This window comes from Streptomyces sp. NPDC049040, from assembly GCF_043197715.1.
Taxonomy (GTDB): Bacteria; Actinomycetota; Actinomycetes; order Streptomycetales; family Streptomycetaceae; genus Actinacidiphila.
The window spans coordinates 36,393-59,440 of the sequence record NZ_JBICTO010000009.1 but is presented as its reverse complement, the minus strand read 5'-3'; the positions used below and the strand labels follow the sequence as shown (position 1 = coordinate 59,440).

Genomic DNA, 23,048 nt, shown 5'->3' with positions numbered 1-23,048 from the left:
CCAGAGGGCACCCCCCAGGGGCGCGAGGAACTGCGCGACCAGCCACGACCACGCAGACACCGCGCAACCACCGCAAGACGCACCCCGGGGCGCCCCACGCCCACAGGCCACCGACCGCAGAGGGCACCCCCCAGGGGCGCAAGGAACTGCGCGACCAGCCACGACCACGGGGACGGCCGCGTCACCACCGCAAGAGGCACCCCGAGGCGCCCCCCGGGAGCCCCGGACGCCGCGTGCCCGCGGAAGGGGGCAACCGGGGACGCCCCGGCAGCGCCTCCCCCGGCGGGACTATTTACGGAAGCCCATGTCCTCGTAGTGCGGGGTCTGGAAGCCGAAGGCGCCCGCGTTGGCGACGGTCGTGCGCAGGGCGACCACCGCGGGCCGCTGGTAGAGCGGGATCGAGCCGGCCGCGGCCCAGATCCGCGAGTCGGCCTGGTCCGCGAGATCGCGGGCGGTGGACTCGTCCAGCTCGCTGCCGGCGCGGTCGAGCAGCTGGTCGATCTGGTCGGTGCCGACCCTCGTGTAGTTCTGCGCCACGGTCAGCGAGCCGTCCGGCGCCGGCACGGGCTTGGCGTAGATCGGCGTGTCGTCCGTCGCCGGGTAGGCGGTGCCCGGCCAGGAGTAGAGGGCCAGGTCGAAGTCGCCCGCGGCGATGTGGTCCTGGAAGTAGCTCGCGCCGTCGACCTTCGTGATCTCCGTGCGGATGCCGATCGAGGACAGCATCTTCGCGATGCGCCCGCCGACGTCGTCCAGCGTCGGCGAATCCGTGGGAAGCACGAACCGCAGGCTGAGCTGCTTGCCGCTCTTGGTCACCGCCCGGCTGGGCTCGACGACGGTGAGCGCGCCGGATGCCGCGCTGCGGCCGGGGCCCGCGGCCTGGTCGCCCGCCTTGGCGGTGGACTGCTTCCAGCCGGCGTCGGCGAGCAGCGCCTGCGCCTGCTGGAGGTCGGTGGCGCCGAGCGCCGAGCTGTGGTCGGCGTATCCGTCCTGGGACGGCAGCACCAGGTGGTTGCCGAGGGCCACGGCGGGCAGGCCGAGCGGCTTGAGCACGGCGGTGGCGATGGCCTTGCGGTCGATCGCGCGGGCCACCGCGTGCCGTACCCGCTCGTCGGCGAGCGGGCCCGTGCTGCCGTTGAGCGCCAGCTGCGCGTACGCGGCGTCGGGGGCCTTGCGCACCGCGAGGCCCCTGGTCCTCTTCACCGCGGCCAGCGAGCCCGGGTCGATGTCGGCCAGGTCGAGGGTGCCGGCGGCCAGCGCGAAGGGGCGCTTGGCGCGCGGCACCGAGGTCAGGACCAGCTGGTCGAGCTTGGCGGGCCGGCCCCACCAGGAGGGGTTGCGGACCAGCGTGACCGTACCGGCCTTGGCGTCGACGCCCTTCACGGCGAAGGGTCCTGCCACGACGGGGAGCGCGGTGCGGGCCCCGTCGTTGAAGGCGTCGGCGGTGCCGGTCACGGACTTGGGGTAGAGCGGGCTGAAGAGCGAGCGCCAGTCGGCGTACGGGGTGCTGAAGGTGACCTTGACCTGGTGCGGGTCGGCGCCCTGCTTGATCGAGGCGATCCGGTCGTAGCCGGCGTTGCGTGAGGTCCAGAAGGCCGCGTTCCTGCCGCTGAGCGCGTTCCACTGGGCGGTGAAGTCGGCGGCTCCGATCGCGCGGCCGTCGCTCCACTTGGCCTTCGGGTTCAGCTGGTAGGTGACGACCTGGCGCGGCTCGCTGTCGGTGACCTCGGCCTTGGTGAGGAAGTCGGTGTCGGCGTGCGGCTTGCCGTGGCTGTCGAGCCGGAACATCACCGGCAGCGTGGCACCGGCGACGGTCCCGGTGTCGGCGTCCGCGTCGGCCTGGAAGGCGTTGAGTGTGCGCGGCACCCCGTCGGTGGCCCAGTGCAGGGTGCCGCCGTCGCGTACGCCGGCCCTGGCCACGGCCGCCACGTCGGTGCCCGCGGTGCCGGCGGCGTGGTTGCCGCCACCGCCGGAGGAGCAGGCAGTGAGGGTGAGGGTGGCGCCGGCGGTGAGCGCCACGGCGATACGCACCGCGCGCGCCCGCGGCGCCGGGGTGACAGCGGTCGGGTCCGCACTGCGGTTCATGAGGTCGCTCCTCCGCGGCCCAGGCGGCCGGCCGGAGGCGCGGCATACGCCGGGGACATACTCATCTGGTCGGATGGGCCGTTTTACCGGTGGTCCGGTTAATCGCACCCCCACTCCAGACGACGCCGCAGACGGCGCGGCACCGACCCGCCGACGGGCGGGGCGCACTCCACCCGTCCGGCCCACAGGCCCTGCCGCGCCGCGGTATTCCGTGCAGCCGTCTTCACAAGGCGCGGTGTGACGCGCAACACTCGCATCCGCAGCACCGCCCCGTACTGCGTTCATCACGGCGGCAGATGGTGAGGACTTCCCATGTCCCTGCACGATGACCTGACGTCGGTTCAGCGCCGGCTCGACGACCTGATGCGCTGCGTCGCCCGCCTCGACGAGCACAGCGGCGACACCCTCGACATGCGCAGGGTGCGCAGCGCCGCCGCCCATCTGCGGGACAGCCTCGCGCTGCTCCAGGATTCGGCGCCGGCCGCGGCGGGGCAGCGCAGCGTCGAGATGGTCACCATCCCGGACGCGCCGTACGACCGCGGGCTGTGGGCGGACGCCGAGGACGAGGGGCTCGGCTCGCCGCACCGGCACGCGCCGTAATCGCGCGTCCTACCGCCGTGCGCCCCGGGCGCGCGCCGGCAGCGTCACGCCCCCGGTCCTTTCCCGTACGGAGTCCTCCTTGGCCACCGGAACAACACCCACCACCCCCGCCGCCCGCGGTGTGTTCGCACCCGGGCGGGCCGCGATATCCGCCCGGCACCTGCGGACCGACCGGTGGTGGCTCTCACCGCTGGTCACCGCTGTCGTCCTGTCGGTCTTCATCGTCTACGCGACCTGGCGCGCCTTCGCGAACGGCGACTACTACTCGACGCCCTACGTGTCGCCGCTGTACTCGCCCTGTCTCGCGTCGAACTGCGTGGACATGAAGGGCGGCGCCGACTGGCACCTGTTCGGCGACTGGTGGGGCCTGTCCCCCGCCCTGCTGGTGCTGGTCTTCCCGCTGGGCTTCCGGCTGACCTGCTACTACTACCGCAAGGCCTACTACCGCGGCTTCTGGGCGTCCCCGCCGGCCTGTGCGGTCGCCGAGCCGCACGCGAAGTACACCGGCGAGACCCGGCTGCCGCTGATCATGCAGAACATCCACCGGTACTTCTTCTACCTGGCACTCCCGGTGGCGGCCATCCTGACCTACGACGTGGTGCTCGCCTTCCGCGACGAGAACGGCGCCTGGGGCCACGCGGGGCTCGGCACCCTGGTCCTGCTGCTGAACATCGCGCTGATCTGGGCGTACACCCTGTCCTGCCACTCCTGCCGGCACATCATCGGCGGCAAGCTCCGGCACTTCTCCGCCCACCCGGTGCGCTACCGGCTGTGGGGCTGGGTGGGCGTGCTCAACGCCCGCCACATGCTGTTCGCGTGGTCCTCGCTGATCAGCGTCGGGCTCGCCGACCTCTATGTGTACCTGGTGGCCAGCGGCGTATTCGACGATCCGAGGTTCTTCTGAGATGACACAAGTCGAACGGCACGCGTACGACGTGGTCGTGGTCGGCGCGGGCGGCGCGGGGCTGCGGGCCGCGATCGAGGCACGCGAGCGGGGCATGCGCACCGCGGTGATCTGCAAGTCCCTCTTCGGCAAGGCCCACACCGTGATGGCCGAGGGCGGCATCGCGGCCAGCATGGGCAACGTCAATTCGCACGACAGCTGGCAGGTGCACTTCCGCGACACCATGCGGGGCGGGAAGTTCCTCAACCAGTGGCGGATGGCCGAGCTGCACGCCAAGGAGGCCCCCGACCGGGTGTGGGAGCTGGAGACCTGGGGCGCGCTCTTCGACCGCACCGCCGACGGCCGGATATCGCAGCGCAACTTCGGCGGCCACGAGTACCCGCGCCTCGCGCACGTCGGCGACCGTACGGGCCTCGAACTGATCCGCACCCTCCAGCAGAAGATCGTCTCGCTCCAGCAGGAGGACTTCGCCGAGACCGGCGACTACGAGGCGAAGCTGAAGGTCTTCCAGGAGTGCACGGTCACCCGGGTGCTCAAGGACGCCGGGCCCGACGAGGCGGGGGCACCCGCCGACGGGGCCTCCGGCGGGAGGGTCGCCGGGGTCTTCGGCTACGTCCGCGAGTCGGGCCGGCTGTTCGTGATCGACGCGCCCTCGGTCGTGCTGGCCACCGGCGGCATCGGCAAGTCGTTCAAGGTGACGTCGAACTCGTGGGAGTACACCGGCGACGGGCACGCGCTCGCGCTGCTCGCCGGGGCGCCGCTGATCAACATGGAGTTCATCCAGTTCCACCCCACCGGGATGGTCTGGCCGCCGTCCGTCAAGGGCATCCTGGTCACCGAGTCGGTGCGCGGCGACGGCGGGGTGCTGCGCAACAGCGACGGCGAGCGGTTCATGTTCGGCTACGTCCCCGACGTCTTCAAGGAGAAGTACGCGCAGAGCGAGGAGGAGGCCGACGGCTGGTACAGCGACCCTGACAACCACCGCCGCCCGCCCGAGCTGCTGCCCCGCGACGAGGTGGCCCGCGCGATCAACTCCGAGGTCAAGGCGGGCCGCGGCACCGAGCACGGCGGGGTCTACCTGGATGTGTCGACCCGGCTGCCCGCCGAGGAGATCAGGCGCCGGCTGCCGTCGATGCACCACCAGTTCAAGGAGCTGGCCGACGTCGACATCACCGCTGAGGCGATGGAGGTCGGTCCGACCTGCCACTACATGATGGGCGGGGTCGACGTGGAGCCGGACACCGCGGCGGCCCGCGGGGTGCCGGGGCTCTTCGCGGCGGGCGAGGTGGCCGGCGGTATGCACGGCTCCAACCGGCTGGGCGGCAATTCGCTGTCCGACCTGCTGGTCTTCGGCCGCAGGGCCGGGCTGTACGCGGCCGAGTACGCCGCCGGGCTCGGCGACGAGCGCCCTGTGGCGCCGCAGGAGCAGATCGACGCGGCGGCGGCGGAGGCGCTGCGGCCGTTCGCGGCCGGCTCGGGTACGGGCGGCGGTGCAGCGGCGGACGGCGCGGACTCCGCGGACGGCGCGGACGGCGCGGGCGGTGAGGGTGCCGAGGGCGGCGAAGGCCCCGCGGAGAACCCGTACACCCTGCACCAGGAGCTGCAGCAGGTGATGAACGACCTGGTCGGCATCATCAGGCGCGGCCCCGAGATGGAGCAGGCGCTCGAACGGCTGGCCGCGCTGCGGGCCAGGTCGCGGCGGGCGGGGGTGGAGGGGCACCGGCAGTTCAACCCCGGCTGGCACCTGGCGATCGACCTGCGGAACATGCTGCTGGTCAGCGAGTGCGTGGCGCGGGCCGCGCTGGAGCGCACCGAGAGCCGCGGCGGCCACACCCGCGACGACCATCCGGACATGGACCGCGGCTGGCGCAAGCTCAACCTGGTGTGCGAGCTGGCCGCGGGTGGCGAGGCAGCCGGGGCGGAGCAGGCGCGGATCGGGCTGCGGCAGCGGCCGACGGACCCCATACGGGCCGATCTGCTGGCCCTCTTCGAACGGGAAGAGCTGCTGAAATACCTGACGGACGAGGAGCTTGACCGGTGACCCACACAGCGCACTTCAAGGTCTGGCGGGGCGACACCGACGGCGGCGGCCTCGAGGACTACGAGGTCGAGGTCAACGAAGGCGAGGTCGTCCTCGACATCATCCACAGGCTGCAGGCCACCCAGGCCGCCGACCTGGCGGTCCGCTGGAACTGCAAGGCCGGCAAGTGCGGGTCGTGCAGCGCGGAGGTCAACGGGCGGCCGCGGCTGATGTGCATGACGCGGATGTCGGTCTTCGAGCCGGACGAGACGGTCACCGTGACCCCGCTGCGGGCCTTCCCCGTGGTCCGCGACCTGGTCACCGACGTGTCCTTCAACTACGACAAGGCCAGGCAGGTCCCCGCCTTCGTCCCGCCGAAGGGCGTGCCGGCCGGCGAGTACCGGATGCAGCAGGTCGATGTGGAGCGCTCGCAGGAGTTCCGCAAGTGCATCGAGTGCTTCCTGTGCCAGGACACCTGCCATGTGGTCCGCGACCACGAGGAGAACAAGGAGGCCTTCGCCGGGCCGCGCTTCCTGATGCGGATCGCCGAGCTGGACATGCACCCGCTGGACGCCGCCGCCGACCAGGGCCTGGTACGGGCCGCGTCGGCGCAGGAGGACCACGGGCTGGGCTACTGCAACATCACCAAGTGCTGCACCGAGGTGTGCCCCGAGCACATCCAGATCACCGACAACGCGCTGATCCCGCTCAAGGAGCGGGCCATCGACCGCAAGTACGACCCGCTGGTCTGGCTGGGCAGCAAGATCAGGCGCCGCCAGGACTAGAGTCCGTCGGCTGCCCTACCGGCCCGGGTGCGCCCCGGGCCGGTACGGCCCGCCGCGCCGCTGCCGCGGTACGACCGGGCGCCGCACATAAGTCGCGTACCGCACATCACGCACATAGCCTCCGATAACAGCCACGCGGTGGAGACGTGGCTCGGCGAAGGGCGCGGTGCTCATGAGGCGGCGAGTCCCACGGTGGTGCGCGGCGCTGGGTGCGCTCGGGCTCGCGGTGCTGCTCCCGCACCCGGGCCAGGCCCGGGCCGACGACCCGATCACGCTGTCGAGGAACGGCCAGATCACCGACCGGGTCGACGCCCTCGAAGGCCGCACCGACCAGGTCAACGCCGCGCTCGACCACCTCCTCGACACCCGACACCTCCAGCTGTTCGTCGCCTACGTCAACGGTTTCTCCGGCCGCAGCCCGCAGGACTGGGCCAATGCCACCGCGACCAGGAACGGGCTCGGCCGGCAGGACATCCTGCTGGCCGTCGCCACCCACGACCGGCAGTACGCGGTCTCCGCCGACCAGGACTCCGGGCTCACCCAGGCCCAGGTCGACGAGGTCAGCTCCACCGCGGTGGAACCCGCGCTGCGGGAGAACGACTGGGCGGGCGCGGCGGTGGGCGCGGCCAACGGCTACGACGCGGTGCTGGCGGGCCGCCCGGTCAGCGCCCCCACCATCACCCCCGGCGCCGCCGACCCGGGCGGCGGGACCGCGGCCCGCAACGGCGCCGCCGACCTGTGGATCCCGGTGGTCGCGGTGGCCGCCGTCGGCATGGTGACGGTCTACGCCATCCGCCGACGGCGTACGGCGGCCGCCCGCGGCCCCGGGCCCGAGCCCGTCGCGGGCGCAGGTCCCGGCCCCGGCGGCCGCGCCCGCCGCTACGCCCCGAAGCCGACCCCGCTGCCGGAGCTGGACGCGCAGGCCAGGCAGCTGCTGGTGGCCACCGACGACGCGGTGCGCACCAGCCAGGAGGACGTCGGCTTCGCGGCGGCGCAGTTCGGCGACGCGGCGGCGCAGCCGTTCACCGAGGCGGTGGGCTACGCCAGGGACGAGCTGACCGCCGCCTTCAGGCTGCGGCAGAAGCTGGACGACGCCTTCCCCGAGGACGACGCGGCCAGGCGGCAGATGCTGGACGAGATCCTGTCCCGCTGCACGCAGGCCAACCGGCGGCTGGACGCGGAGTCAGAGGCCTTCGACCGGCTGCGGGCGATGGAGGCGAACGCCCCGCAGGTGCTGGAGCGGGCCGAGGCGAAGGCGGCGGCGCTGCCGGGCCGGATCGCGGCGGCGGAGTCCGCGCTCGCACCGCTGGCCGCCGCCTACGCCGACTCGGCCATCGAGCCGGTCGCCGGGCACCCCGCGGAGGCCCGCGACCGGCTGGAGTTCGCCCAGGCCAGCCTGGACCAGGCCCGTGCCGCGATCGGCACCGACCACGGCCGCGCAGCCGTCTTCGTCCGGGCGGCCGAGGGCGCGCTCGACCAGGCCACCGTGCTCGCCGACTCGGTCACCCGGCGAGCCGACGAGCTGCGGGCCGCGGACGGCAGCCTGCGGGCGGCCCTCGCCGAGACCGACGCCGACCTCGCGGAGGCCCGCGGCCTGCTGGGCGCGGGCGCGGAGGGCACACCGCCCGGCGCCGGTGCCCCCGGCAAGGCCGACCTGCGCGGGAGGATCGCGCGGGCCGAAGCGGTGGTCGCCGACGTACGCGGCGAGCTGGCGGCCGGACGCCACGACCCGATAGCCGGGCTGCGGCGGGTGGAGGAGGCGGACGCGGGGCTGGACGAGACGCTGGCCGGGGCGCGGGAGCAGGAGGTCGGCGAGCGGCGGGCGCGCGGGCTGCTCGACCAGGCGCTGCTCGCGGCCCGCAGCGAGGTCGCGGCGGCCCACGACGTGATCACCACCCACCGGGGCGCGATCGGCAGCCGGGCGCGTACCCGGCTCGCGGAGGCCGAGCGCCGGCTGGCGCAGGCCGAGGCGGCGGCCGCCACCGACGCCTCCGCCGCCCTCGCGCACGCCCAGGACGCCGACCGGCTGGCCCGCGAGGCCCAGCGGCTGGCCCAAGAGGACGTCGGCGGCTTCGGCGCCGGTGCGTACGGCGGTCGCGGGGGCGGTGCGGGGATGGGCGGCATGGGCGGGGCGATGCTCGGCGGGATCATCCTCGGCGAGCTGTTCGGCGGCGGCGGGGGCGGGCGCGGCGGCTACGGCAGCCTGGGCGGGATGCGCCGGATCGGCGACGGCGGCGGGGGCGGTTTCGGCGGTGCGGGGCCCGGCAGCTTCGGCGGTGGCGAGACCCGCGGCCGGATGGGCGGCGGCGGCCGCTTCTAGGCCTGCCCGGCGCAGGACCCCGCGGCCCCGCCCCGGAATGTGCCCGGCCCCGGCCCCCGGCCTCGCGGGTGCGGGGCCTTCCCGCGTCCGCCGCGCCCCCTCGTACCTCCGGCAGACCCACCCACCAGGGAGAGACCGATGACCAGCAAGCAGACCGTGCTCGGCCGGGTGACGCAGCTCGCGAAGGCGAACATCAACGCGCTGCTCGACCAGGCGGAGGACCCGCAGAAGATGATCGACCAGCTGATCAGGGACTACGCCGGCAACATCGCCGAGGCCGAGGAGGCGGTCGCCGCGACCATCGGCAACCTGCGGTTGATGGAGCAGGACCACGCGGAGGACGTGGCCGCCGCCAAGGAGTGGGGCGACAAGGCGCTCGCCGCCAGCCGCAAGGCCGACGAGCTGCGGACCGGCGGTGGCGGAGCCGAGGCCGACCGCTTCGACAACCTGGCCAGGATCGCGCTGGGCCGGCAGCTCCAGGCGGAGCAGGAGGCGGCCGCGGCCGCCCCGGCCATCGCCTCGCAGACCGAGGTGGTGGCGAAGCTCAAGACCGGCCTCGACCGGATGAAGGCCAAACTGTCGCAGCTGCGCTCCAAGCGCGACGAGCTGGTCGCCCGCGCCGAGTCCGCCCGGGCGCAGAACCGGATGATGGACGCCGTCGGGAGCGTCGACGTGCTCGACCCCACCAGCGAGCTCGGCCGCTTCGAGGACAAGGTGCGCCGCGAGGAGGCACGGGCCAAGGGCAAGGAGGAGCTGGCGGCTTCGTCGCTCGACGCCCAGTTCGAGTCGCTCGACGCGCTCGGGGACGGCGCCGAGATCGACGCCCGGCTGGCCCGGCTCAAGGCGGGCGCGGCCTGAGCCGCCCGCCCGCCGCGACCGGTCAGAACATGCTCAGCAGCTCGTCCACGGTCGGGGTCGCCGCATGGGACTGGCGTCCTGGCAGGGCGAGTTCGAACCACACGGTCTTGCCCCGGTGGGTGCGCCTGCTGCCCCAGCTCTCGCTGAGCATGGTGACCAGCTGGAGACCGCGGCCGCCCTCGTCGGTGTCGCGGGCCCGCCTGCGCCGCGGCTGGACCAAGGCGCTGTCCCACACCTCGCAGACCAGGGTGCGGTCCAGCAGCAGCCGCAGCCTGATGTCGCCGTAGCCGTGCCGCAGCGCGTTGGTGACCAGCTCGCTGACCAGCAATTCCGTGGTGTCGACCAGGTCGCCGAGGTCCCAGGCGAGCAGCTGCTCGCGGGACAGTTCGCGGGCCCTGGCCACCGAGGTGGGCTGCGGCTTGAGCGTCCAGTCGCCGACCTGCTCCGCGGGCAGGCCCTGGATACGGGCCATCAGCAGCGCGATGTCGTCCTCGCCGTGCGCGGTGTCCAGGGTCGCGAGCACGTGGTCGCAGATGTCCTCCAGCGGCCGGTCCGGCCCGTCGAGGGACCGCCGGAAGGCGTCGAGGCCCTCGTCCAGCGGCAGACTGCGCGATTCCACCAGGCCGTCGGTGTAGAGGGCGAGCAGCGCGCCCTCGGGGAGCTCGACCTCGCTCTCCTCGAACGGCTCGCCGCCGACGCCCAGGGGTACCCCCCTGGGCAGTTCGAGCAGCAGCGGCTGCTCGCCGGGTTCGACGACGACGGGCGGCAGATGGCCCGCGTTGGCGATGGCGCAGCGGCGGGTGACGGCGTCGTAGACGACGTAGACGCAGGTGGCGAGGTAGACCTCGGTGAGGTCGGACTCGCCGTGCTCCTTCGTCCTGCGGGTGCGGCCGGGGGTGGGCGCGCCGAGGCCGCGTACGACCTCGTCGAGGGCGCTCAGCACCTCGCCCGGCTCCAGGTCGAGCATCGCCAGGGTGCGCACGGCCGTCCGCAGCTCGCCCATCGCGACGGCGGCGCGCAGGCCGCGGCCCATGACGTCGCCGACGACCAGGGCGGTGCGGTGGCCGGGAAGTTCGATGACGTCGAACCAGTCGCCGCCGACCTCGGTCTCCATGCTGCCCGGCAGGTAGCGGCAGGCGATGTCGAGGCCCGCGGCCTCCGGGTCGTCGGGGGGCAGCAGGCTGCGCTGGAGGATCAGGGCGCGTTCGTGCTCGCGGCGGTAGAGGCGCGCGTTGTCGATGAAGATGGCGGCGCGCGCGGCCAGCTCCTCCGCCAGCATCCGGTCCCGCTCGGTGAAGGGCTCGCTGCCCTTGGCCCGGGAGAACTGCACCAGGCCGAGCACCGTGTCGCGGGCGACCATCGGCACCACGAGGGTGGACTGCACCAGGGCGCCGCCCAGGTCCTGGCCGCCGTCGCCGTCGAGGACCTGCGGCTGCGCGGTGCGCAGCGCGCGGGCGCTGGCGGAGCTGAAGCGGTAGCGGTGCACGGAGCCGACGGACACCGGGCCGTCGTCCGCGGAGACGTCGTCGTCGTCGCCCGCCATCGCGACGGGCGCGTCGGACACGGAGCTGGCGAAGGCGACCCTGCGCAGCTCGCCGCTGCCGTCCGTGGTGCCGGACAGCTCCTCCGCGCCGGACAGCAGCGCCTGGTAGAGGTCGACGGAGGCCAGGTCGCAGAAGTGCGGCACCGCCACATCGAGCAGTTCGCGTGCGGTGGTCTCCAGGTCAAGTGAGGTGCCGATGCGGGCGCCCGCCTCGTTGAGCAGCGCCAGGTTGCGCCGGGCGTGCGCGGCCTCCCGCTCGGCGCGCTGCCGCCCCGTGACGTCCATCGCCAGGCCCGCGACGCCGATCGGCCGTCCGGAGGAGCTGTGCAGCCGGTAGAGGGAGATCGACCACCGGCGGCGGCCGGGGTCGCCGGGCACGGTCCCGACCAGCGGCATGTCCAGGACCGCGTCGCCGGTCTCCAGCACCTGGCGCAGCGCGGCGGTCAGCCGGTCGGCCTCGACCCGGGACAGGAAGTCGTGCGGGCCGCGCCCGCGGTGCTCCTCGGCCGGGCGGCCGAAGACGGTCGCGAAGCGGTCGTTGACCCGGATCAGCCGCAGCTGGTTGTCGAACAGCACGAAGCCCATCGGGGACTGCCCGAAGACCGCCTGCGAGGCCGCCAGGTCGGTCTCGATCTGGCGCAGCGTGGCCACGTCGACGGCGATGCACAGGGCGCCGCGGTCGGCGGGCATGACGTACACCTCGGCCAGGCCCTCGGCGCCCGACGCGTCGTTGTACGGCACGAGTCCCGTCCACTCGCGGCCGTTGAGGATGTCGGCGAGCCGCTCGTGGCCGCGGTCCTGCACATGGGCGGGAGCGAAGGCGGCGATGGGGTCGCGGCCCACCGCGTCGTCCGCGGAGACGCCGAAGAACTCGGCGGCGCGCTCGCTCCACTGCTCGATGCGTCCGTCGGGGCCGAGCGAGAAGGAGGCGACTCGTATGTAGTCGTAGATGGAGCCGGGCGGACTTGACTGCCAGACCGCGGTCTGCGCCGCCGCGTCCGTGCCGTCTCCTGGCGGAACCGCCCCTGCTGGCATGTCGCTCACTCGCCCGACCCCTCCAGCTCAGCACACATGGACCGGTTGGAGCTGAGTATTCAGCATGCGGACCGTCCAGCACACGGTCTTGTCGATCACAGCATCATCTCAGCTCGTGGGGCATGGGGGAGGTCCCCTGAACACCTCGGTCGCACCTTTCGCTCTCGTCTCTTCGGAATACCCGGCAGACGCCCCGTGAACCATTTCGGTGATCACAACGGGGCTGCGGGGGCGGCGGACACGGGAGCGGTCGCCACAGCTGTCACGGGAGTGCCAGTTCGAACCACACGGTCTTGCCCAGCGGCCCGTGCCTGGTGCCCCAGCGCCGTGAGGCGCCCGCCACCAGTTGCAGCCCGCGGCCGCCCTCGTCCTCCTCGGTCGCGACCCGCTCCTGTGGCGGGTCGGGCAACGGGTCGGACACCTCGACCAGCAGCGAGGAGCCGCGCACCATCCGCACCCCGATGGGCCCGTGCGCATACCGCAGCGAATTGGTCACCAGCTCGCTGACCAGCAGCACCGTCACATCGGTCAGCTCGTGCAGGTCCCATTCGGCGAGCGCGTCGCGGACCCGGCGGCGGGCCAGCCGCACCGCGCTGGCCTCGGCCGGGAAGGTCCACGCGGTGGTGGATCCGCTCGGCAGCGTGCCGAGGCGGGCCATCAGCAGGGCCACGTCGTCGGGCTCGCGCCCGGGTTCCATGGTGGCGAGCAGGTCGTCACAGGCGTCCTCCAGGGAGTCCAGCGGGCGGCTCAGGGTGGAGCGCAGCCGTTCGAGGCCGGTGCCGATGTCATGGCGCCGGGATTCGACCAGGCCGTCGGTGTAGAGCACCAGGACGGTGCCGTCGGGCACGTCGAGCTCGGTCGTCTCGAAGCGGACGCCGCCGATGCCAAGCGGCACACCGGGCGGCAGGTCCAGCAGCCGGGCCCGGCTGCCGGCAGGGCCGGGATCGGGCTCGATCAGCACCGGCGGCGGGTGCCCGGCCTGGGCGATGGCGCAGCGCCGGGTCGAGGGGTCGTAGACGGCGTAGACGGCGGTGGCCATCCAGCCCTCGGACCGGCTCTGCGCGAGGTCGTCGCCCAGCTCGCTGACCCGGCGCAGCAGCTCGTCGGGCGGCATGTCGAGACCGGCCAGAGTGCGCACCGCGGTCCGCAGCCGCCCCATGGTGGCCGCCGCGGGCAGGCCGTGCCCCATGACGTCGCCGACGACGAAGCCGACCCGTCCGCCGGCCAGCGGGAGCACGTCGAACCAGTCGCCGCCCACCTCGGCGACGCTGCTGCCCGGCACGTAGCGGTAGGCCACGTCGACGCCGGGCGCGGCGGGCGTGGAGCGCGGCAGCAGGGCGCGCTGCAGCATCAGGGCGCCCTCGCGCTCGCGCACGTAGAGCCGTGCGTTGTCCAGTGCGGCGCCCGCCCGGTCGGCCAGCTCCATGCCGAGCGCCAGGTCCTCCTGGTCGAAGGGTTCGCGGCCCCCCGCCCTGCTGGCCACCACCATCCCCAGCACCACGCCGTGGGCCCGCAGCGGGAGCACCAGCATCGACTCGATGCCGACGGCGAGGGTGGCGCGCACCTTGGGGTCGTCGGGGAAGGTCAGGTTCGCCAGTTCCGCGCGCGACGCGAGCAGCCTGGGCTGCCCGGTGACCAGCACCTGGCCGAAGGGCGACTTGCGGTCGAAGGACACGGCCTGGCCCGGCCTGATCATCCGCACCACGTCGGGGCTCCAGGTGATCGCCCCCACCCCGGTCTGCCGCATCGGCGTGCTGTCGCCGTACGGGGCCGTGGGCAGCTCACCGCCGTCGGTGAGCTGGGAGTGCAGCACCACGCCCGAGTAGTCGCAGAAGGTCGGCACCAGGGCGGAGGCCAGCTCCTCCGCGTTGCGCCGCACGTCGAGCTGGCCGGCGATCCGCGAGCCGACGTCGTTGAGCAGCGTCAGCCGCCGCCTGGCCCGCTCCGTCCTGGCCGCGGCCTGGATCCGCTCGGTCACGTCGATCACGGTCGCGCTGATCCCGAGCACCCGGCCCGCCCGGTCCACCAGGCGGTGGTAGGAGAGCGACCTGTGCCCGTGGCCGTCGGGCGAGGGCGCCACCAGGTCGATCACCGGCCGGCCGGTGTTCAGCACGTCCCGCTGGAGCGCGGTCAGCGACTCGGCGGCCTTCACGCCCAGCACGTCGTGGACCGTGTGGCCGATGTGGTCGGCGGCGGAGATGCCGTTCATCCTGGCCAGGGCGTCGTTGACGCGGACGTAGCGCAGCTCGTTGTCGAAGATCGCCACGCCGAGCGGGGAGGCGTCGAAGAGCGAGTCGAGTGCCGCGAGGTCGTGCTCGAGGGTCTGCAGGCGCCTGGTCTCCACCATCGACGCCAGCACGAAAGGCCGCCCGTCCCCGTCCACCAGCAGCGACGCCCTGGCCTCGACCTGGACGGAGTGCCCGTCGCGGTGCCGCAGCGAGAGGATCCCGTCCCAGCGGCCGCTGCGCAGCAGCTCACCGAGGATCTGCTCGCCCTGCCCCGGCGACGGCACGGGGCGCGGGGGCGACTCCCCGCCGGGGGTGCGCTCCCCCGGTCCGAACAGCCCGCCGACCCGGCGCCCGACGATGTGCTCCCCCGCCCACCCGAGCATCTCCTCCGCGAGCGGGCTCCACAGCAGGACGCGGCCGGTCGTGTCGAGCATGACGACGGCGACCCGCAGCGTGTCGAGTACGGTCCCCGCGCCGGTCCTTGCGCCACCCGCGTCCTCGCCGCCGGGCGGCGGGGGCTGCGCGCGCTCCGGGGGCGGCTCGTCCGCCGCCGGGGTGTCGCCGCTGGCGGTCATGCCTCGCCTCCCCGACCGGGTCGGGCCGGATCCGCCCGGCCACCAACAGGGATTTATCCTCTCTTACCCGATATTCCCCCATAGACCCGTTCCCCGCGCCCTTACCGCCGCCGCCGGGAGGAGGGCCCCGCCGCCCGCCCGCGACCCGCCGCACGGGACGTCGGGAACGGGCCGGGGCGGGTATCTGACGGCCGCACGACCGGCCTCGGCACCGGCCCCGCCAAGGGGCGCGCCGACACCGCCGGCGGGCGGGTCACGCCTCGGGCCCGGGCCTCGGGCCTCGGACTTCAGGCCTCAGGCCTCAGGGCTCAGGCCGTACCGAGCCTGGAGGCCACCCACCGCACCGCGGGGCGGTCCTGCGGCAGCCAGTCGACGCTGTCGATGTCGCCCTGGCCGAGCCAGCGCAGCTCGTCGTGGTCCTGGAGCGGCCGCGGGCTGCCGGACAGCAGCCGGGCCGTCCACACTTCGAGCAGCAGCGCGCCGCCCGCCACCGGCCACCGCCCCGGCACCCGCTCCAGCGGCTCGACCTCGACGCCCAGTTCCTCGCGCAGCTCGCGCACCAGCGCGCCGGGCGCCGTCTCGCCAGGCTCCAGCTTGCCGCCCGGCAGCTCCCAGCGCCCCGCCAGGGCGGCGGGTGCCGTGCGGCGGGCGGCAAGCAGCCGGCCCGCGGACACGACGGCGCCGCCCACCACCAGCGGGGCAGGCGTCACGCCTGGACCATCCGCGGGGCGATGCGCTCGATGACGTAGCGGCGCTCCTGCCCGCCGCCGCCTTCCTGGGCGCGGCTGCGGCCGTCGAGCTGGTCGGCGATGCGTTCCGCCTCCGCCCTGGTGGCGTACCGGCCCACGCGGTAGCGGTTGGCACCGTCGTCCTGGCGTATGAGGACCCATACGAGGTCGGACGTCATCAGGTCATGCCCTTTCACTTGCACTGCCGGCGTGGATGCCGGAAGCAGCGTTCTCGGTGGGGGTGGGGGTCGCGGACTCGATCGCGCCGAGGTGCGCGACGTTGGCGCGGTCCTGGTCGTCGCGCTCCTGGTCGGCGCCCGCCGCGAACCAGGCGTCCAGGATCTCGGTGAGCAGGCCGCCGGAGAGCGTGCGCAGGCTCAGTGCCAGCGCGTTCGCGTCGCTCCAGACCCGCGCCCCGCGCGCGGCGTACGCGTCGGCGCACAGCGCGGCACGCACGCCGGGAACCTTGTTCGCCGCGATGGACGCGCCGGCGCCCGTCCAGCAGCAGACGACGGCCTGCTCCGCCTCGCCGCGTGCGACGGCGCGCGCCGCCGCCTCCGCACTCCAGGCCCAGTCGGCCCGGTCGCCGTCGCGCAGCGCGCCGTACACCTCCACCGTGTGCCCGCGTCGGCGCAGGTCATCGACGACCTGCCGGGCCGGCGGCTCATCCATGTCCGAGGAAACGGCGATGCGCATATGCCCGAGCCTACGCCCGAGGTTCACAGCGCGGGTACGCAATGACACGAAGAGAAATCGATCCGGCCACCCGTTCGACCAGAAGTCGACGGGCCGTCAGTTCACCGAACGGGCAGGTGGTACACCGCTCGGTACTTCTCCGCGGGGATGACGACGTCCGCGGTCTCCACCGGCCGACCCGAGGCGTAGTACGTGCGCCGGATCTCGATCACCAGGTGGCCGGGCACCCCGCCGAGCGCCGCGGTCTCCGCGGCCAGGCCGGGCCGGGCGCCGACCTCCTCCGCCATGTGGTCCACGACCACGTCGATGGCCGCCATCCTGGCCACCACGCCCTGCCCGCCGACCGGTCCCTCCTCCGGCAGCAGCACCGGCGTACGCCCGGTGAGCGCGACGGGCTCCCACGAGGTCGACAGCAGCGTCGGCTCACCCTCGGTGCGGAAGAGGTAGTGGGTGCGCATGACCCGCTCCCCCGGTTCGATCCGCAGCCGCTCGGCGACGTCGAGCGTCGCCGTGTCCTGCACGCTGCGCGACTCCCAGGTGCCCTTGCAGCCCTCGTCGGCCTGCTCCTGCCGGTAGGGCGAGGCAGCGCCGGCCGGGCGGTATCCGCTGCGGACGATCCTGCGCGGGCGCGGGCGCTCGCGGACGTAGGTGCCGGAACCGGAGCGGCCCTCGACGAAGCCCTCGGCCATCAGCACCTTGCGCGCTTCGAGGGCGACGGTGTCGGAGACGCCGTACTCGGTGCGGATTCTCGCCTGCGACGGGAGCCGGGCGTGCGGGGGGAGCGTGCCGTCGAGGATCTTGCGGCGCAGGTCGTCCGCGACGCGCAAGTACGCAGGCTGCTCACCGAATGCCACGGGCTGCCCTTCCCAAGGGGTTGACTGTCCGCGACAGCTTCGCAACCCTGGGTACTCGACCGCAAGCCCTGCCCCAAGCGTCACACTCCGCTCACTCCCCGGCCGTGCACCGGCCGCGCGCCCGCCCGCGCGGCCGGGCCGTGGTCACACGCCGACGCCGGAGTCCCCCGAGCCGCCGGAGTCACCCGAGTCGTCGGTCGAGCCGCCGCCCGACTTCACCGAGCCGGTCACCTTGCCGGGCGGGTCGAAGAAGCAGATCACCGAGCGCTGGTGATGCGCCCAGTTGGCCGCCGACGGCAGGTAGATGGAGAAGTTGTCGATCCCCGCCGGGTGCTTGCCGTCCAGGTAGGTGCCGGCGTACTTCTGGCAGCCGGCCTGCGCGTCGGCGTCGACCTTCTCGGTGCCGGGGTACGGGTCGCCGGAGCCCGACTGGATCTCCCAGACCGCGAAGACCTCGGCGTCGTGCTGGTCGGCGCAGTCCACGACGTCCACCGTGGAGGAGTGGGAGTCGTCGTCCGAGTCGGAGGGCAGCGGGCCGTCGACCGGGTTGAAGCACTGTCCGGCCTTCAGGTCGGCGATCGCGGTGTTGCCCGCCTCGAAGACGCCGAGCGCGGCGAGCGTGATGAGTGCCGCGAGGCCCAGCGTCCACACGCTGGAGAGCGTGATCCCGGCGACCGCGAGGCCCTTGCCGCGCTCGCCGCGCCGCTTGACCTGCTTGAGCCCCACCAGTCCGAAGATCAGCCCCAGCACGACCGTGCACGGCACGAGGCCGACCACCAGCGCGGCGATCGACATGCCGTTGGTGGTGCGCTCCTGTGCGTACCAGCCCTGCGGCTGCCCCGGGTACGGCAGTTGGCCGCCCGGCGCCGCGTAGCCGAACGGCTGCTGCTGCGCGGTCCCGGGGTAGGGGGTCCCGTACGGGCCGGCCGTGGCGTAGGGATTGTGCTGCTGCGGCTGCTGCCCTTCGGCCGGCTGCGGAGGCAGCGGGGGCTGCTGCTGGGCGTACGGATTCGGCGGCGGCGGGTACTGCGGCTGGCTCTGGTAGGGCGACTGGCCGGGCGGCGGCGCGTCGTCGGGCGACGGCGGCGGCGGCGGAGGCGGCGGGGGTATGTCCACGCGGGGAGTTTACGGTCCGCCCCGGCGCTCGCGGCGGCGGGCGGCGACCGGGAAACGGCGGAACGCGTTCCGTCGGCCCCCTTGACCGTTATTGGTCCAGACCAATACTTTCTCCGCCATGCGTCGACGAATTCTCGGCCGTATGGCCGCCACGGCCGCCACACTCTCGCTGGTCGCCGTCCTGCCCGCCCTCACCGGCGGCAGCACCGCGCAGGCCCACGGCGGGCACTCCCCCGCCACACCCTCCTACAAGAGCGTCGGCTACTTCACCCAGTGGGGCATCTACGCCCGCAACTACCAGGTGAAGAACGTCCAGACCTCCGGCACCGCAGCCAAACTCACCCATCTCAACTACGCGTTCGCCAACATCGGCGCCGACGGCAAGTGCTTCGAGGCGAACGTCGCGGGCGAGGGCGACGCCTGGGCCGACTACCAGCACCCGGTCGACGCCGCGACCTCCGTCGACGGAACCGCCGACACCGCCGACCAGGCGCTCGCGGGCAACTTCAACCAGCTGCGCGAACTCAAGAAGAAGAACCCCAAGTTGAAGGTGCTGATCTCGATCGGCGGCTGGGGCTGGTCCACGCACTTCTCCGACGCGGCACGGACCTCCGCCTCCCGCAGCGCACTCGTCGCCTCCTGCCTCGACATCTTCATCAAGGGCAACCTCCCGCTGCTCGACGGCAAGGGCGGCCCCGGCTCGGCGGCAGGGCTGTTCGACGGCGTCGACATCGACTGGGAGTGGCCCGGCTCCTCCGGTGACGTCGACACCGTCTACCGGCCCGAGGACAAGAAGAACTTCACCGCGCTGGCCGCCGAATTCCGCCGCCAGCTCGACGCCTACGGGCGCGGCACCCACAAGCACTACGACCTCAGCGCCTTCCTGCCGGCCGCACCGGCGAAGATCGACGCCGGGTTCGAGGTGAAGAAGATCTTCAAGTACCTGGACTTCGGCACCGTCCAGGGCTACGACTTCCACGGGCCCTACGAGACCGGCACCAACCAGCAGTCCGCGCTGCGCGCACCGCGCAACTCCCCGGTGCCGAACGACTTCAGCGACACGCAGGCGGTCGGTGACTGGCTGCACCGCGGTGCCCCCGCCCGCCAACTCGTCCTCGGCGTGCCCTTCTACGGCCAGGGCTGGACCGGCGTCCCCGACGGCGGCACGGCAGGCCTCTTCCAGCCCTCCACAGGACCGGCCCCCGCCACCTGGCAGGCCGGCAACGAGGACTACCACGCGCTGAAGGCACTCGCGGCGTCCGGTACGTACGCGGTGCACCGCGACACCAGGAACGGCTTCGCGTGGCTGTACGACGGCACGAACTTCTGGACCTACGACGACCCGCAGGTGCTCGCCGCGAAGGCGGCCTACATCAGGGGTGCGCACCTCGGCGGTGCGATGGCCTGGTCCCTCGACGGTGACACGCCTGACGGCGAGCTCATCTCGGCGCTGCACCGCGGCCTTTCCTGACCCGCGGCCCGCGCCCCTGCCGGGCGGCCCCAGCAACGGGGCCGCCCGGCAACGGGCGCGGCAACCGGGCTGACCCGCCGCCTGCCACGTATGGCAACGTGGCCCCATGGGACTTCTCACCTCGGCCCGCCGCCGCGGCAGGCGCCATGACGCCGAGCTGGCGCAGGGCATGGACCTGCTGAAACAGGGCCGCACGGAGGAGGCCGAGCAACTGCTCGGCGCCCTCGCGCGGGACCGGGCGGCGAGACACCGCAGGGTCGACCCCCGCACGATCGAGGCCCGCAAGGCGCACGGCCAAGCGCTGCTCGCCCTGGACCGCCCCGACGACGCCGCCGCCGTGTTCACCCTCCTCGTGGCCGAGTGCCGGCAGGCCCACGGCGACAACGCCTTCCAGGTCGGCGCCGCCGCCCTGCGGCTGAGCGAGGCGCAGCTGGTCGGTGGCCGCCACGCCGAGGCGGAGGCCCTCGCCCGCGGCACCGTCGCCGACTTCACCGGCCGCGAGTACTCCGACGGCGTCCACGTCCGGCTGCGCTACGTCGGCCGGCAGGTCATCGGCCAGGCCATCGAGGCGGCCGGGCGGCACGCGGAGTCACTGGCCTGGTTCGAGGCGATGGCCCCCGCAGCGGCCCGCGATCTCGGCGAGGAGCACGTCTCGGCGCTGGGCGCCCGCTTCAGCGCCCTCGGACAGCTGTACATGCTCGGCAGGTCGGAGGAGGCCCTGGCGGCAGCGGGCTCCCTGGTCGCCGCCACGGCCCGGATGGACGACGAGTGGCGGGCTGCCGCGGCGGCCTCGCAGGTGCTGGCGCTGATCGGCGCGGGCCGCCCCGCCGACGCCGAGGCTGCCGTACGGGCGGAGATCGCCTCCCGCGAGAGCCTGCTCGGCGCCGACCACCCCGCCCTCCAGACCTTCGCTGTGCATCTGACGCACGCCCTCAGCGAGCTCGGCCGGCATGACGACGCGCTGGCGGTCGTCTCGTCCATGCCGGTCGTGGTCCCGGAGATCCGCCCGGCCTGGGCGCTGGTGCGGGCCGAGGCCCTGCACGCGGCCGGGCACCCGGACGCACCGGCCGCCGCCCGGGAGGCCGTCGAGCGCTGCTCGGCCCGCTGCGCCCCCACCCACTACGCCACCCTGACCGCACGCACCCTGCTGGCCGCCGTCAGCGGCACCCCGGCGGAGCGCACGGCCCTCGCCGCCCTCTGGGAGGGGCATTTCGGGCCCGCCCACCCCGGCACCGTCCGGGCGCGCCGCAACGCGGCGGCCTGACCCGGGACGGCCTGACCCGGGACGGCCTGCCCCGGGACGGCCTGCCCCGGGACGGGGCGAGGGGGCTTTCACGCGTCGAAGCGGGTCGCGCGGCCCTGCTTCTCCCACCGGTCGATGTCCTCGCGCACCTGGTCCAGGTGGCCGAGCACCGCGTCGATGCCGTCGTCGCCGAGCGGGAGGTGCAGCGGGGTGGCGTCCGCTTCGAGGGCGGTGATGATCAGGGCCGCGGCCTTGGCCGGGTCCCCCGGCTGGGCACCGTCGCCGAGGGCCACCATCGCCCGGGTGGCGCCCACCGTGGCCTCGTAGTCCGGGAGTTCCGCACTCGCCGAGGTGTTGCCCATCAGGGAGGTGCGGAAGGCGCCGGGCTCCACGATCAGCGTCCTGATGCCGAGCGGGCCGACCTCCTGCGCCAGCGCCTCCGTCATGCCCTCCAGGGCGAACTTCGTGCCGCTGTAGGCGGAGAAGCCGGCGAAGGACATCTGGCCGCCCATGCTGCTCATCTGGACGATCGCCCCCGACCTGCGGGCCCGCATCGACGGCAGGACCGCGCGTACCAGGGCGGCCGGGCCGAAGACGTGGACCTCGAACAGCTCGCGCAGGTCGGTGTCCGAGGTCTCCTCGAACGCGCCCACGTGGCCGCGTCCCGCGTTGTTGACCAGGACGTCGATCCGGCCGTGCCGGGCGAGCACGTCGGCGACCGCCGCGTCGATGGCTGCGAGGTCGGTGACGTCGAGGGCGAGCGCCTCCACCTGGTCGGGGTGCGCGGCGACCAGGTCGTCCAGGGCGGCGACCCGGCGTGCGGCGCCGACCACGACGTCGCCCGCGGCCACCGCCGCCTCGGTGATCGCCCGCCCGAAACCGCTGTTCGCGCCCGTGACCAGCCACACCTTGTTCATTGTCTGCCCCTGGTTTCTCTGTGTCGGCCTTCTCGGTCTTCCGATGGGTCAAGCCTGCGGCGCACCCGGGTTGCCCGTCCAAGACCGGCCGTGATAACCGATGGCTATGGACGTTCACGGTCGGGACCTGCGCTATTTCGTCGCGGTCGCCGAGGAGTTGCACTTCACCCGGGCCGCCGAGCGGCTCTTCGTGTCGCAGCCCGCGCTGAGCAAGCAGATCAGGGCGCTGGAGCGGCAGTTGGGCGCGACGCTCTTCGACAGGGACCGGCAGGGCGTCGCACTGACCGCTGTCGGCACCGCCCTGCTGCCGCATGCCCAGCGGGTGCTGGCCGAATGGGACCTGGCCTGGACGGCGGTCGGCGGCGCCAAGGCCGCTCAGGTCAGCACTCTGGTGGTGGGGATGAGCACCAGCCCCGGCCGCGGCGGCCTGCTGCCCGCGGTCCGCTCCCGCTTCACCGCCGACCACCCCGAGGCGATCCTGCGGCTGCGGCAGGTCAGCTGGGAGGACCCGACGGCGGGCCTCGCGGACGGCAGCAGCGAGGTGGCGTACGTATGGCTGCCGCTGCCCGACCAGCAGCGCTACGACGTGCTGGTGGTCGCGGAGGAGCCGCGCCTCGTCGCGATGCCGGACGGCCACCCGCTCGCCGCCCGCGACACGGTGGACTTCGCCGAGCTGCTCGACGAGCCCTTCCTCGCCATACCTGCCGCGGCCGGGCCGCTGCGTGACTACTGGCTGGCCACCGACGCCAGGGCAGGACGACCCGCGCGGATCGGCGCCGAGGTGGCGAGCACCGAGGAGACGTACGAGGCACTGGTCGCGGGCCTCGGTGTGGTCCTGGTCGCGGCGGGCAACGCCCCGCTGATCACGCTGGGCGGCGTCACGACCCGCCCGGTACACGGCATCACCCCAAGCCGCTTCGCCCTGGCGTGGCCACGCACCGGTGCGACCCCCCTGGCCCGCGCCTACGCAGAAGCCTGCCACCACGCCCGCACAGCCCGCGCCTGACCCCCGCCGAGCCGACCGGCGCGAGCCCGACCCGCCCGCACGCCCGCCCGGCACAGGCCAGGTCCGT

18 protein-coding genes are annotated in these 23,048 nt (G+C 73.8%); 9 read left to right on the top strand and 9 right to left on the bottom strand.

The window, feature by feature from the left end; translation table 11 throughout:
* Positions 1 to 288 precede the first annotated feature (288 nt).
* Entirely contained in the window at positions 289 to 2,082 is a 1,794-nt protein-coding gene (locus ACGFMP_RS22800; protein ID WP_393674728.1) for an ABC transporter family substrate-binding protein, read from the bottom strand.
* A 312-nt stretch (positions 2,083 to 2,394) separates the two neighbouring features.
* Between ACGFMP_RS22800 and ACGFMP_RS22795 the strand changes: the two genes are divergently transcribed.
* The 6 genes from ACGFMP_RS22795 to ACGFMP_RS22770 all read left to right on the top strand — a co-directional run bounded on the left by ACGFMP_RS22795 (position 2,395) and on the right by ACGFMP_RS22770 (position 9,569).
* A complete protein-coding gene (locus tag ACGFMP_RS22795) occupies positions 2,395 to 2,682 on the top strand; it encodes a hypothetical protein (protein WP_393674727.1) in 288 nt (95 codons plus the stop codon).
* Positions 2,683 to 2,761: 79 nt separating this feature from the next.
* Positions 2,762 to 3,586 carry a hypothetical protein gene (locus ACGFMP_RS22790; protein WP_393674726.1) on the top strand — a complete coding sequence of 275 codons (825 nt, stop codon included), beginning with the start codon at positions 2,762 to 2,764 and terminating at the stop codon, positions 3,584 to 3,586.
* Between the two features lies 1 nt (position 3,587).
* On the top strand, positions 3,588 to 5,627 hold the full coding sequence (locus ACGFMP_RS22785) for a fumarate reductase/succinate dehydrogenase flavoprotein subunit (RefSeq protein ID WP_393674725.1): 2,040 nt from the start codon (positions 3,588 to 3,590) through the stop codon (positions 5,625 to 5,627).
* Positions 5,624 to 6,391, top strand: a complete 768-nt coding sequence (locus tag ACGFMP_RS22780; protein ID WP_393674724.1) for a succinate dehydrogenase/fumarate reductase iron-sulfur subunit — start codon at positions 5,624 to 5,626, stop codon at positions 6,389 to 6,391. Before ACGFMP_RS22785 ends, ACGFMP_RS22780 begins: the two co-directional genes overlap by 4 nt.
* Before the next feature lie 172 nt (positions 6,392 to 6,563).
* Positions 6,564 to 8,711, top strand: coding sequence for a TPM domain-containing protein (locus tag ACGFMP_RS22775; protein ID WP_393674722.1), 2,148 nt, complete (start codon positions 6,564 to 6,566; stop codon positions 8,709 to 8,711).
* Positions 8,712 to 8,849: 138 nt separating this feature from the next.
* Positions 8,850 to 9,569 (top strand): PspA/IM30 family protein, encoded by a 720-nt coding sequence (locus tag ACGFMP_RS22770; protein WP_393674721.1) that lies wholly within the window; start codon positions 8,850 to 8,852, stop codon positions 9,567 to 9,569.
* Between the two features lie 22 nt (positions 9,570 to 9,591).
* Here the strand turns inward: ACGFMP_RS22770 and ACGFMP_RS22765 are convergent, their stop codons facing one another.
* The 7 genes from ACGFMP_RS22765 to ACGFMP_RS22735 all read right to left on the bottom strand — a co-directional run bounded on the left by ACGFMP_RS22765 (position 9,592) and on the right by ACGFMP_RS22735 (position 18,344).
* On the bottom strand, positions 9,592 to 12,147 hold the full coding sequence (locus tag ACGFMP_RS22765) for a SpoIIE family protein phosphatase (protein WP_393674977.1): 2,556 nt from the start codon (positions 12,145 to 12,147) through the stop codon (positions 9,592 to 9,594).
* A 262-nt stretch (positions 12,148 to 12,409) separates the two neighbouring features.
* The gene (locus tag ACGFMP_RS22760) at positions 12,410 to 14,950 is read right to left on the bottom strand and encodes a SpoIIE family protein phosphatase (protein ID WP_393674720.1); all 2,541 of its coding nucleotides are present in this window, start codon (positions 14,948 to 14,950) and stop codon (positions 12,410 to 12,412) included.
* A gap of 308 nt (positions 14,951 to 15,258) precedes the next feature.
* On the bottom strand, positions 15,259 to 15,660 hold the full coding sequence (locus tag ACGFMP_RS22755) for a (deoxy)nucleoside triphosphate pyrophosphohydrolase (RefSeq protein ID WP_393674719.1): 402 nt from the start codon (positions 15,658 to 15,660) through the stop codon (positions 15,259 to 15,261).
* Complete coding sequence (locus ACGFMP_RS22750; RefSeq protein WP_393674718.1) at positions 15,657 to 15,857, bottom strand: SPOR domain-containing protein; 201 nt, start codon at positions 15,855 to 15,857, stop codon at positions 15,657 to 15,659. Before ACGFMP_RS22750 ends, ACGFMP_RS22755 begins: the two co-directional genes overlap by 4 nt.
* A gap of 4 nt (positions 15,858 to 15,861) precedes the next feature.
* Entirely contained in the window at positions 15,862 to 16,374 is a 513-nt protein-coding gene (locus ACGFMP_RS22745; protein WP_393674717.1) for an RpiB/LacA/LacB family sugar-phosphate isomerase, read from the bottom strand.
* A 101-nt stretch (positions 16,375 to 16,475) separates the two neighbouring features.
* Positions 16,476 to 17,228 (bottom strand): GntR family transcriptional regulator, encoded by a 753-nt coding sequence (locus ACGFMP_RS22740; RefSeq protein ID WP_393674716.1) that lies wholly within the window; start codon positions 17,226 to 17,228, stop codon positions 16,476 to 16,478.
* 144 nt (positions 17,229 to 17,372) lie between these two features.
* A complete protein-coding gene (locus ACGFMP_RS22735; protein WP_393674714.1) occupies positions 17,373 to 18,344 on the bottom strand; it encodes a DUF4190 domain-containing protein in 972 nt (323 codons plus the stop codon).
* 118 nt (positions 18,345 to 18,462) lie between these two features.
* Between ACGFMP_RS22735 and ACGFMP_RS22730 the strand changes: the two genes are divergently transcribed.
* Together ACGFMP_RS22730 and ACGFMP_RS22725 are read left to right on the top strand one after the other, a co-directional pair.
* Positions 18,463 to 19,815, top strand: a complete 1,353-nt coding sequence (locus tag ACGFMP_RS22730; protein WP_393674713.1) for a glycoside hydrolase family 18 protein — start codon at positions 18,463 to 18,465, stop codon at positions 19,813 to 19,815.
* Positions 19,816 to 19,921: 106 nt separating this feature from the next.
* Positions 19,922 to 21,079 (top strand): hypothetical protein, encoded by a 1,158-nt coding sequence (locus ACGFMP_RS22725; RefSeq protein ID WP_393674711.1) that lies wholly within the window; start codon positions 19,922 to 19,924, stop codon positions 21,077 to 21,079.
* 68 nt (positions 21,080 to 21,147) lie between these two features.
* Here the strand turns inward: ACGFMP_RS22725 and ACGFMP_RS22720 are convergent, their stop codons facing one another.
* The gene (locus ACGFMP_RS22720; protein WP_393674710.1) at positions 21,148 to 21,975 is read right to left on the bottom strand and encodes an oxidoreductase; all 828 of its coding nucleotides are present in this window, start codon (positions 21,973 to 21,975) and stop codon (positions 21,148 to 21,150) included.
* Positions 21,976 to 22,075: 100 nt separating this feature from the next.
* Here ACGFMP_RS22720 and ACGFMP_RS22715 point away from each other — a divergent pair, with 100 nt between their 5' ends.
* Positions 22,076 to 22,981, top strand: coding sequence for a LysR family transcriptional regulator (locus tag ACGFMP_RS22715; RefSeq protein ID WP_393674709.1), 906 nt, complete (start codon positions 22,076 to 22,078; stop codon positions 22,979 to 22,981).
* The last annotated feature ends 67 nt before the right edge of the window (positions 22,982 to 23,048 follow it).

Bases quoted from the DNA above. Each gene is read 5' to 3' on its own strand.
- ACGFMP_RS22800 (WP_393674728.1), bottom strand. From the start codon at position 2,082: ATGAACCGCAGTGCGGACCCGACCGCTGTCACCCCGGCGCCGCGGGCG.
- ACGFMP_RS22795 (WP_393674727.1), top strand. From the start codon at position 2,395: ATGTCCCTGCACGATGACCTGACGTCGGTTCAGCGCCGGCTCGACGAC.
- ACGFMP_RS22785 (WP_393674725.1), top strand. From the start codon at position 3,588: ATGACACAAGTCGAACGGCACGCGTACGACGTGGTCGTGGTCGGCGCG.
- ACGFMP_RS22775 (WP_393674722.1), top strand. From the start codon at position 6,564: ATGAGGCGGCGAGTCCCACGGTGGTGCGCGGCGCTGGGTGCGCTCGGG.
- ACGFMP_RS22770 (WP_393674721.1), top strand. From the start codon at position 8,850: ATGACCAGCAAGCAGACCGTGCTCGGCCGGGTGACGCAGCTCGCGAAG.
- ACGFMP_RS22765 (WP_393674977.1), bottom strand. From the start codon at position 12,147: ATGCCAGCAGGGGCGGTTCCGCCAGGAGACGGCACGGACGCGGCGGCG.
- ACGFMP_RS22760 (WP_393674720.1), bottom strand. From the start codon at position 14,950: ATGACCGCCAGCGGCGACACCCCGGCGGCGGACGAGCCGCCCCCGGAG.
- ACGFMP_RS22750 (WP_393674718.1), bottom strand. From the start codon at position 15,857: ATGACGTCCGACCTCGTATGGGTCCTCATACGCCAGGACGACGGTGCC.
- ACGFMP_RS22745 (WP_393674717.1), bottom strand. From the start codon at position 16,374: ATGCGCATCGCCGTTTCCTCGGACATGGATGAGCCGCCGGCCCGGCAG.
- ACGFMP_RS22730 (WP_393674713.1), top strand. From the start codon at position 18,463: ATGCGTCGACGAATTCTCGGCCGTATGGCCGCCACGGCCGCCACACTC.
- ACGFMP_RS22725 (WP_393674711.1), top strand. From the start codon at position 19,922: ATGGGACTTCTCACCTCGGCCCGCCGCCGCGGCAGGCGCCATGACGCC.
- ACGFMP_RS22720 (WP_393674710.1), bottom strand. From the start codon at position 21,975: ATGAACAAGGTGTGGCTGGTCACGGGCGCGAACAGCGGTTTCGGGCGG.
- ACGFMP_RS22715 (WP_393674709.1), top strand. From the start codon at position 22,076: ATGGCTATGGACGTTCACGGTCGGGACCTGCGCTATTTCGTCGCGGTC.